Origin of the sequence: Psychrobacter piechaudii, assembly GCF_900162825.1 — a bacterium.
GTDB lineage: Bacteria > Pseudomonadota > Gammaproteobacteria > Pseudomonadales > Moraxellaceae > Psychrobacter > Psychrobacter piechaudii.
The window spans coordinates 1-10408 of record NZ_FUGE01000020.1; the positions used below are offsets into that span (position 1 = coordinate 1).

Sequence of the window (10408 nt, forward strand, 5' to 3'; positions counted from 1 at the left end):
CATGATAGAGATATCAATGCTGCTAAGAACATCCTTGCGGTCGGGCTTGACCGTCTAGCTGTAGGAATCCCCTCGGTTTAGCGAGGGGAGGAGGTCAAACCAGGTGCAGATGCGTTAAACCTTGTCGGAAATTTAACCGGTGATTTATTCCCCAATGATACCAATGTAGGTATCCCAGACGGTTGGGCTCAGCTGACCCAAGCGACTTGGGCGTAAGTGAGTCTTTGGTAGATAGAGAAGGTTACTTTCAGATTGACAGCTTGTTTAGCGGTAAAACTGAGGGCGGGCCACAAGCGCTTATCTTCGGTCAATATGATGACGCTGGCAAGTTGGTTGGTATTAACCTCAACATCTCTGGTACCAATAATCTGGTTGATGTCTTAGATTATCTAGATTTTAATAGCCGCAAAGGCATTGCTTTATTAGAGCCAATTTTAGGGATAGTAAAAGACTTCGCTGTGGCCAATGGTTTAAGCGGTAGTGATGTATTGATTAGTGGTTATAGTGCCGGTGCTGCCGTTACTAACATGATTGCTGCTGAGCGTGAAGTGTTGGCGGATGGCTTTTTTGAAGAGGCCGACTACATGGCTTTTGCTGTCCCCACCATCTATGACAACCCAGATGTTATTTTAAACTTTGGTTATGAAAACGATGTGGTGCACCGTATTACCGGTAGTGAGTCGAATATCTTAGATGCTATTAAGGCGGCCGACTTTGGTTTGGTTAACCCAGACAAAGACTTTAGCAGCTCAACTGACAACGTGGTGTTGTTTAACGATGTGTACGCTTCGCCTATTTGGGATGTCAGCCTATTTTCTTTATTAAATATCCCCACCGGCTGGTATGCTCACATTAATGGCATTACCACAGACGCCATTAGCCGCATTAGTAATTCCACTTTCTATGAGCATACCAAACAAGACAGCACAGTGATTGTGGCAGATTTAACCGCGGTAAGCCGAGCGACTACTTGGGTGCAAGATGATAAGTCACATACCTCAAGCCATTATGGCAGCTCAGCCTTTATTGTGGGCAGTGCTTATGATGATCTAATCGCTGGCGGTAGTAACTTTGATTATATCGATGCCGGTAAAGGCAATGACATTATCAAAGCTGGGGTCGGGGTTGACCATATTGATGGCAACGAAGGCCATGACCAAGTTCGTGTTGCAGGCAGAAGTAATGACTGGAATGTCTTCAAAATGGAAGATGATACCTTATTCTTCCTAGATAAAGATGGCATTAACTTGGTTGAAGCCGATAACGTGGAAGCGGTTAGCTTTGAAAAAGAAATCGCCAGTCATTTGAACAATTACGACATTGGCAGTAACGGCTTAATTGATAACCGTCCGGTGATTAAATGGTTTAGTAAAGGCAAAAGCTATGGATCGCACACCGAGGGTAGTGACGGTGATGATAGCTTAACAGGTAATATCGTGTTTGGCCGTGAAGGAGATGACACTATCCACGGTACCAAAGGCAACAATACCTTGCATGGCGGACAAGGCGATGACACCTTATACGGACTGGCGGGTAATGATAAACTTTATGGTGCCGAAGGGGATGACCGCCTAGATGGTGGGGCAGGCAACGACTGGTTAATCGGCGGCATTGGTAATGATACCTTCGTCATCGGTAATAATGCCGGCTCTGATACCATTGTGGATTTCAATAATGATATCGGCTATAACGATGTTATTGAATTTTCATCCTCGTTATTCCAAAGCTTTACGGATTTAGCAGCCAATGCCATTCAAGCCAAAAATGATGTGCTGGTTACTCTTAACTCAACCGACTATTTGACCGTCCTTAACTCTACGGTAGACGCGGTAGACGATGTCCTAAACTCTTCAGTTATTATCTAATCAGCACAACTTTTGATAATAATCTGCCCGTATAAAATGTAAAAAAAGACGCTTCTATAATAGGAGCGTCTTTTTTATTCTAGATTTTTTATACCGTTTATTAATAGCGCTACTTATTAATAGCACTATTTACTAGGTGTTTTTCTGTTGTAGTAGGAAGTGCGACCTTCCTCTCCATTCTTATAGCGCTTATGGAACCACATCCACTGGGTAGGATCAATGCGAATCAAGCTTTCTAAAACCTCATTAATACGAGTCGCGTCCGCCACTTCATCCTTGGTAGGGTAGTCCTCTAAGGCGGGCGTGATACTAAGGTGATAGTGTGGGCGCTTGCCCCGAGGAATATTATCCGGGGTCTGTCTATAAGTATGCAATGCCATAACGGCTGGCGGGTTTGACTTATCTCCCATACGAGCCAGTCGTCTTGGCGCAGTTACTGTGGCAGCAGGCACCCCAAAAAAAGGAGCCATGACTCCATGCTTTAGCCCATAGTCCTGATCGGGAGAATACCAGACCACGCTGCCTTCTCGGATACGACTCACCAGCTTACGCATATTGTGATGGTCAATTTGTTCATCAAAGATATGACGGCGGCCATTATAAATAAACCAGTCAAGTAGCTCATTATTTTGTGGACGGTAAACACAGTCAATGGCTGAGAATTGAGCAAATAAACGACCACCCAAATCCAGCATGGTGTAATGACCACCTAAGAGCAGTACCGCTTTGCCTTGTTTTTTGGCCTCAACCAAATGGTGCAATCCAGAAATAGAAACCGTACGGGTAAAGATATTGGGACGAAACCAAGCACACAAGGTCTCAAATACACCGATACCTTGATTAACAAAGACCTGTTTGGCCATAAGCTCACGGTCTGCGGCCATCTTTTCTGGGAAGGCAAGCTCAAGATTGACTAAGGTGTCATTTCTACGACTTTTTACCAAATGATAAAGCGCTATGCCAAGCTTACGCCCAATCCAAAACTGGATTCGTAAAGGCAAATAAATAAGTGGCAATACCAAAGCCAGTAGCAGCCAAATCCCCCAGTACTTAGGTGCTAAAAAGGCCAGTTTAAAAGGCTTTTTTTCTGCAACAGAAGTTTGCTTGTGGTTTTCGGTAATGGTGGGCATGCCTTTTGGGATAGGAATAGGCTTTGGAGGTTGAGAGTTTACAGGGGCCTGAATCGAATCAGGCTTAGGTCCTGTTTGCGGCGTATAGTGCTGAACGGAGGATTGTACAGGAATTTTGTTAGACTCCTGTTTTTTAGGACCGCCAGTAGGAGAGGAGGGAGTATTCATAAAATTTCACCAGAGTGAGGCCAGTCGGCTGTGTTGATCAGCCGACTTTAATCCAACTAACCCGAAGGTAACAACTCAGTAACCAGTAAGACCAGCAACTACAAGACAGTCGTTAGCTGTCAAGTTCATCCCAGCGCTCTAACTTCATCATAAGCTCTTCATCTATCGCGGCCAGTCTTTCACTAGCAGCAGTAGCAGCTTCTAAATCTGTGGTAAACCAGCTACCATCGGCCAGTTTTTGTTGAAGATCGGCTTGTTCTTCTTCTAACTTAGAGATTTGATTGGGTAATTCATCAAGTTCTCTTTGCTCATTATAGCTAAGCTTACGTTTAGGGGCTGTTGGCGCTTTGTCAGCAGCAGTTACAGTAGCGGCTGTCTCTTTTTTCTCTACTTTTTTACTGTTATCGGCTTTGGCAGTCGCTGCAGCCTTAGCATTAAAGCTGTCTTCACGCTGCTTTTGCACTAAGTAATCTTGATAGCCACCCACGTATTCTTTTACGATGCCATTGCCTTCTTCATCTTGGTCAAATACCCAAGTTGAGGTGACCACGTTGTCCATAAAGGCACGGTCATGGCTAATCAGCAGAATGGTACCATCGAAGCTGGCTACCGACTCTTCTAGTAACTCAAGTGTCGCCATATCTAAGTCGTTGGTCGGCTCATCGAGTACCATAATATTGGCAGGCTTTAATAATTGCTTCGCTAGTAGAACGCGGTTTCTTTCACCCCCTGATAAAGCTTTGACTGGGGTGCGGGCACGTTCTGGCGCGAATAAGAAGTCTTGTAAGTAGCTCATGATATGAGTCTTTTTACCGCCGACTTCGATGAAGTCAGAGCCTTCAGAGACGTTTTGAGCCACACTGGCCTCTAAGTCTAGCTGGTCGCGCAATTGATCAAAGAAAGCAATCTGTAAGTTGGTGCCTAGAGTAACCGTACCGCGCTGAATAACTTGGTCATCTGACTCACCTAAAATGGCTTTAATAAGCGTGGTTTTACCTGCTCCATTAGACCCAATAATACCAATCTTATCTCCACGGATAATGGTGGTGCTAAAGTCGTCTACTAATACGTTGCCATCATATTCAAGGTGTAAGTTTTTGACTTTACAGACCAGCTTACCGCTCTTATCGCCACTGGTCATGGTGAGATTCACGTTACCCACTTGCTCACGGCGTTTTCTACGCTCTTCACGCAGTTGCTTTAATTCACGCACACGGCCTTCGTTGCGGGTACGGCGAGCTTTAATACCTTGACGAATCCAGACTTCTTCTTGGGCCAATTTTTTATCGAAGTTGGCATTGTTTTTTTCTTCGGCAATCAGTTGCTGCTCTTTTAACTCTTGATAACGGGCATAACCGCCAGCGCCTTGAGTCACGTCATAGCTGGTTAGCTGACCACGGTCTAGCTCAATGATGCGAGTGGCTAACTTATCAACGAAAGCTCTATCGTGGGTAACGAATAATAAGGTCAGCCCTTGCCAGTCTTTTAAGAACTGTTCTAGCCATTCAATACTTGCTACATCTAAGTGGTTAGTTGGCTCATCAAGCAATAGGATGTCCGGCCTGATCACCAAAGAGCGGGCCAGTAGCACCCGACGCTTACGACCACCAGACAAGGAAGATAAGTCATCTTCAGGATCTAGTCCCATGGTAGTAATAATTTGACGGGCTTCACGCTCTAGGTCCCAGCCATGAGCTGCATCGATATCGTGCTGAAGATTAGACATGGCTTCACAAGCGTCCATATCACCTGAAGCACACTCATCGGCTTTTTTATTATAAGCAATCAATAACTCGGCAGTCTTTTTGTCACCGCCCATAACGATATCTAGGATACGGCCACTGGTCTCTGGTACATCTTGCTCAAGCATAGCAACTTTGACACTGCTATTGATGATGATCTCACCACTGTCTGGGACGATTCTGCCATCAATAAGCTTAAACAGAGTGGATTTACCCTCTCCGTTGCGTCCAATCAGACAGACGCGCTCTCCTGCTTCAATACTAAGATCAATGCCATCAAGAATAGGAGCAACACCGAAGGCTAAGTGGATGTTTTTTAAATTGATAAGTGCCATATATGTATCATTACCATTATTTTATAAGTTATGTTCTTAACTACTACATGTTAAAATTGAGTACAGTATATCACGCAGACAGCGAATCATAACCTGTCATCGTATTTAGCCTCCCTTTTGGCTTATTTAATGTCATGAGTTTAAAGTCATTAGGTTTTGTACAAGGGTAGGGCCTCATCCTCTTTTATCTATATATTCAGAAGAAATCCATGTCAAATTCAGCACAGAACTCAAGTGAGAGTCTTCATCACTTAAAGCAGCAAATAGCCGATTTACAGTCTAATGTGGCCTACTTAGAGCTCACGGTAGACAGTTTGGATCAAGTAATTGCCAAACAAGATAAGCAAATTCAAGATATGCAGCGTCAGTTGCAGCTAATGTATGTTCAATTAAATAGAGTCAGTGACTCAGGTATAGCGCCTTTTGATGCCGCCTCAGAAGTACCCCCACACTATTGATAGCCGCAGCTTAGGATTTATTCTGTCTTCATAGCGGGTTTAAGTGAGTTAATGAAAAGTCAGAAGCGCTTGTGTGGGAAATAATTATAAATATATCAAAGTGTTGCAATTTATTTCTTCTTTAAGTAGTATTGCCGGTAATTAATTATTGGGTGGTTGAAATGTAACCCAACAGTAATTAGTGTCTATCCCTCTGTTTTATGATTTCACATTTAGTGAAAAGCCTAATCATAAAACTTTAGTGCCCATCCTATAAATGGAATTTTGGAGAAGTTAATGCGCTCTACTTTTATTATCAAACCTCTTGTTACTGCCGTTGCTGCTTTATCTGTTGCAAGCGTTGCTTCTGCTGCTGGTCTTGACCGTTCTGGCCAAGATATCTCTGCCTTTTTACAAGACGGTACCTATGCTGAAACTGTATACACTTATATTGATGCCGATGTAACTGGCCATGATTTAAACGCTGATGGCAGTAAAGGTAAAAAAATTAAAGACATCGCTGAAGACTATGACTTCTTCCGCTATGGTGTAAAAACAGACATCGACGATACTTTCAGTATTGGTGTGTTGTATGATGAGCCATGGGGCGCTGCTGCTGATTACCATGGTGACAACTCTTTTGTTGGTGCGCCAACTGACGTTATTAATGGGATTATTGTTTCACAAGGCATTAAGAATCCTCTGACACAAGAAGATGTGACAGATGTCGCAGGTTTTAAACAGTATGTTCAGACTGTAGGTAGTCTTGTTGACCAGGGTTTAGCTAAGCCAGAAGGCTTACAGAAACTACAAGGCCTTGAAGGTGTTTTAGATCAAACACTTGCAAATAATGAGGCTACTAAAGTTGAAGTGCGTAGTGAAAGTCTAACAGCACTAATGGGTATGAAATTTGGTCAAAATAAACAGTTCCAAGTTTATGGGGGCCCAGTCGCTCAACGTCTGAAAGCTGATGTAAAATTACGTGGCGATGCTTACGACCTTGCAACAGGCTATAATTTGAATGTTAACGCAGATACTGATTACGGTTGGATTGCAGGTCTACAGTACAGTAAACCTGAGATTGCACTTAAAGCAGCGTTAACTTATCGCTCTGAGATTGATCACAGTGTAACAGCATCAGAGTTTATGCCCTTAGCTGCTCTAACAGGGGCTAATCCTCAACAAGATACTAGAATGGAAGTGACTACTCCAGAATCAGTAAACTTTGACTTCCAAACCGGTATTAACCCAACCACATTAGCAACTGCTAAAGTACGCTGGGTGCCTTGGAATGACTTTGCGATTACCCCACCGCTATATAATGAAGCAACAAAAGCTAGATTTCCTAAGGGCTTAGATTTAGTGTCATATGATGATGACCAGTGGCAGGTTGAGCTAGGTCTGGCTAAGCGTGTGGCTGACAATCTTGCTGTATCTGGTACGGTAGGTTGGGACAGTGGCGCGGGCAACCCAGTCACCTCACTAGGTCCAATCGAAGGTTACTACAGTGTGGGTCTTGGTGCGAAATACGACATCACTAAAAACTGGGCAGTATCAGCGGGTGGTAAATACTTAATGTTTGGTGACGCCAAAGGTCAAATTCCTAGCGGTGATATCGTAAGTAAATTCGAAGACAACGACGGTTTTGCACTGGGTGTTAAGCTATCTTATCAAGATAAGTAACGACTTGATTTTTTTCGAATTATAAAAAAGCAGCCCATGGGCTGCTTTTTTTTATATTGTGAAAAAACTCCAAAAAGGGTGGTTGCTTTAGTATGAAATATTAACTATTATTAATACAAGTATATACGTTGTATTACACACTTGTAATATAACGACATTGATTTTAGAATATACCGTATTCCTGGCACAGGATGGCCAAATATTCAAACTCGTCATAGTTGTCTATGAGAGTAGAAATTTGGGTATTAATTTTTCATGGAGGATTCCAAATGTCACAAAATTTCCCTATCTCTAAGCTTACGCTTGCTCTTTTAACCTTACCCTTAGCTAGTTTATCTCACGCCGCCGGCCTTGACCGCTCAGGCCAAGACACCACTGCCTTTTTTCAAGATGGTACCTATGCAGAAGCTGTGTATACCTATATAGATGCTGATGTTACGGGTGTTGATAACAAAGGCAATAAAACCGGTGACATTGCTGAAGCTTATGACTTCTTCCGCTATGGTGTAAAAACCGATGTGAATGATAGATTCAGTGTGGGTGTATTATATGATGAGCCATGGGGAGCTGCTGCTAAATATAGAGGTGATAACGAGTTTACAGGGGTAGCAGGTGATGTTGGCGCAGGTGCTATTCAACAGGTAGCCCAACAAGCAATAGCTAATACCCAAGCTAAAATTGCTAAAGTAGAAGAGTTGATAGATAGTAAAAACCCTCAAGGACTAGATGGCCTTGTTTATGATACTGCCTTGAATGGTTTAAATGAAACTGTTGCAAACTATGAGAACTTAGCATCAGCACCATCCTTGGACGCTTATGATCAACTGGTAGAAGCGACCAATAAAAAACTTCAAGAAACGGAAGGTCTGTTGAATAGTCCACTGGGTAATTTAATTAGTGAAGATGCGAAATCTGATGCTAAAGATCTTCTTGCAGAAAACAAGAAAGATGCTCTAACCGCTGAAGGTGCACGTGATGCGGTTGCGAATCTTCTAAGTATTGATGAAGCAACGAATGTAGAAGTTCGCTCTAATACGCTATCTTTGATTGGTGGTGCGAAGTTTGGTGCAAACAATCAATTTCAGATTTATGGTGGTCCAGTAGCACAGCGCTTAAAAGCAGATGTAAAATTACGTGGTAATGCCTATCAAAACGCTACAGGATATAACGCCCATGTTGCTCCGGATATTGATTATGGTTACTTGTTAGGTTTTTCTTATAGTAAGCCAGAAATTGCTCTAAAAGCAGCCTTAACTTATCGTTCGGAGATTGATCACTCTTTAGCAGCTTATGAGAACTTCCCTGCACTTGCAATCAGAGGTCAAAATCCAGAAAGCTATAATAAATTTGAAGTAACAACGCCGGAGTCTGTAAACTTTGATTTCCAAACGGGTATCAACCCAACCACATTAGCAACGGCCAAAGTTCGCTGGGTGCCATGGAGCGACTTTAATATTTCACCACCAGTATATAGTGGGGCAGCCCAAGTACCTCTAGTCGACTATAGTGATGATCAATGGGTTGTAGAACTGGGCTTAGGTAAGCGTCTAGCAGATAATTTAGCGGTATCAGGATCAATCGGCTGGGATAGTGGTGCCGGTGATCCAACATCATCATTAGGTCCTATTGAGGGTTACTACAGTGTTGGCTTGGGTGCTAAATATGATGTGACTAAGAACTGGGCAGTATCTGCAGGTGGTAAATACCTATGGTTCGGTGATGCAAAAGGTTCACTACCTACTGGTGATATCGTCTCTAACTTCAAAGACAACGAAGGTTACATTGTAGCTGTTAAGCTGTCTTACCAAGACAAATAACTTTAGGTTTGTAACTTTATCAGTTTAAACAGCTGATACAAGCTTAGAAGTATATTGAAATCAAAACCTGTAAGTTGAGATTCAATTTACAGGTTTTTTTGTGTCTAAATTAGGGTGATGGCTCTTTAGAAAACGACTAGATGATTATTAAAATCACTATTTTTGAATGTTATTAGTAGTCAGTAGAGCGATTTAGGCAATTGTGGGGTCAATACGGTCAATTTATTTTGCTACTGGTTACATTAATAACAAGGTGTGAACTGATAAAAGCTATTTTCTACATGCCATTAGTATCGGTGTCTAGCGCTAATGTCATACTTATCACCAAACTATTGTTAAGTTTTTAATGTTAGTTGTTATATTAGGATAAGTTAAGTTTCACGTATATTTAACTTGTAATTGTTTTTTATTTATAGAATATTAAATTTCTCTATATTTTTATTAAGATATTTTAAATAATATTATTCTAATGGATTAGAGTTTTAGATTAATTTAATTCTTCATGGAGGAAGTCGAATGTCGCCTAATGGTCATTCAAGCTCAGCAGATGCTATAACGAAAAAACTAAGAACCCCCCTAAAATACAGCGTTGTTTTATTAACCTCAGTCATACTGGCGTCCTGCGGATCTGATGGTAGCTCTACATCTTATACCAATTCTAAAAAATAACACTCAAGTTGCACCACTCCCGCTGAGTGATAGACCTAATTAATTTAGTCTCATTACACAATGCATTCCAAGCGTCACATGCCGCATCGACAATCGCATCATAACTCTCAAAACAGCGATTAGATAACCAATGCTGTTTAAGGTACTGCCATACCTGTTCAGCAGGGTTAAGCTCAGGTGAATAGGGAGGCAATTTAAGCATGGTCACATTGTCTTGATCCAAACTTGGTTGGTGCCATAGTGCCCCATCCATAACCACCACGGCATGCCGACCTTCAGGAACAGCTTTACTAATTTCCTCCATATGCAATCCCATGGCCTGCTTATTCACATAGGGTAGAACAAGTCCAACACTCTCACCTGTCGCCGGATTAAAGGCACCAAACAGATAAGTCGATTCAAACTGCTGTTGCCTGACGACTCGAGGTCTTTGTCCTTTATAGTGCCAAACCCTTGTGATAGCGCCTTGTTGGCCAATACGTGTTTCATCCTGAAACCATATATCAACTTGCTTGATATCAACACCATCAGGTAGAACTTGCTTTACCTGCTCAAGGAAGTT

The 10408-nt window shown here is 42.3% G+C and carries 7 protein-coding genes and 1 pseudogene; 5 read left to right on the forward strand and 3 right to left on the reverse strand.

The genetic code is table 11. The annotated features are described in order from the left end of the window. Both A1019T_RS13485 and A1019T_RS00230 read left to right on the forward strand, forming a co-directional pair. Positions 1 to 81, forward strand: a pseudogene (locus tag A1019T_RS13485) (RNA-guided endonuclease TnpB family protein); the annotation flags it as partial. A 101-nt stretch (positions 82 to 182) separates the two neighbouring features. Then, positions 183 to 1865, forward strand: a complete 1683-nt coding sequence (locus A1019T_RS00230; RefSeq protein ID WP_095532543.1) for a calcium-binding protein — start codon at positions 183 to 185, stop codon at positions 1863 to 1865. A gap of 125 nt (positions 1866 to 1990) precedes the next feature. Here the strand turns inward: A1019T_RS00230 and A1019T_RS00235 are convergent, their stop codons facing one another. Together A1019T_RS00235 and A1019T_RS00240 are read right to left on the reverse strand one after the other, a co-directional pair. After that, positions 1991 to 2995, reverse strand: coding sequence for an LpxL/LpxP family acyltransferase (locus tag A1019T_RS00235; RefSeq protein WP_208608004.1), 1005 nt, complete (start codon positions 2993 to 2995; stop codon positions 1991 to 1993). A gap of 280 nt (positions 2996 to 3275) precedes the next feature. Continuing rightward, positions 3276 to 5240, reverse strand: coding sequence for an ATP-binding cassette domain-containing protein (locus A1019T_RS00240; RefSeq protein WP_077449911.1), 1965 nt, complete (start codon positions 5238 to 5240; stop codon positions 3276 to 3278). 209 nt (positions 5241 to 5449) lie between these two features. Between A1019T_RS00240 and A1019T_RS00245 the strand changes: the two genes are divergently transcribed. From A1019T_RS00245 to A1019T_RS00255, 3 genes are all read left to right on the forward strand, one after another. Further along, positions 5450 to 5698: a SlyX family protein gene (locus A1019T_RS00245; RefSeq protein ID WP_077449912.1), complete on the forward strand. Its 249-nt coding sequence runs from the start codon at positions 5450 to 5452 to the stop codon at positions 5696 to 5698. 276 nt (positions 5699 to 5974) lie between these two features. Continuing rightward, positions 5975 to 7360: an OmpP1/FadL family transporter gene (locus tag A1019T_RS00250; protein WP_077449913.1), complete on the forward strand. Its 1386-nt coding sequence runs from the start codon at positions 5975 to 5977 to the stop codon at positions 7358 to 7360. Between the two features lie 269 nt (positions 7361 to 7629). After that, positions 7630 to 9177 (forward strand): OmpP1/FadL family transporter, encoded by a 1548-nt coding sequence (locus tag A1019T_RS00255; protein ID WP_077449914.1) that lies wholly within the window; start codon positions 7630 to 7632, stop codon positions 9175 to 9177. A 658-nt stretch (positions 9178 to 9835) separates the two neighbouring features. On the opposite strand, the gene A1019T_RS00260 is transcribed toward A1019T_RS00255, so the two are convergent. Beyond that, positions 9836 to 10408 (reverse strand): IS630 family transposase (locus A1019T_RS00260; protein ID WP_143514047.1); only part of this gene is annotated, 573 nt, incomplete at its 5' end.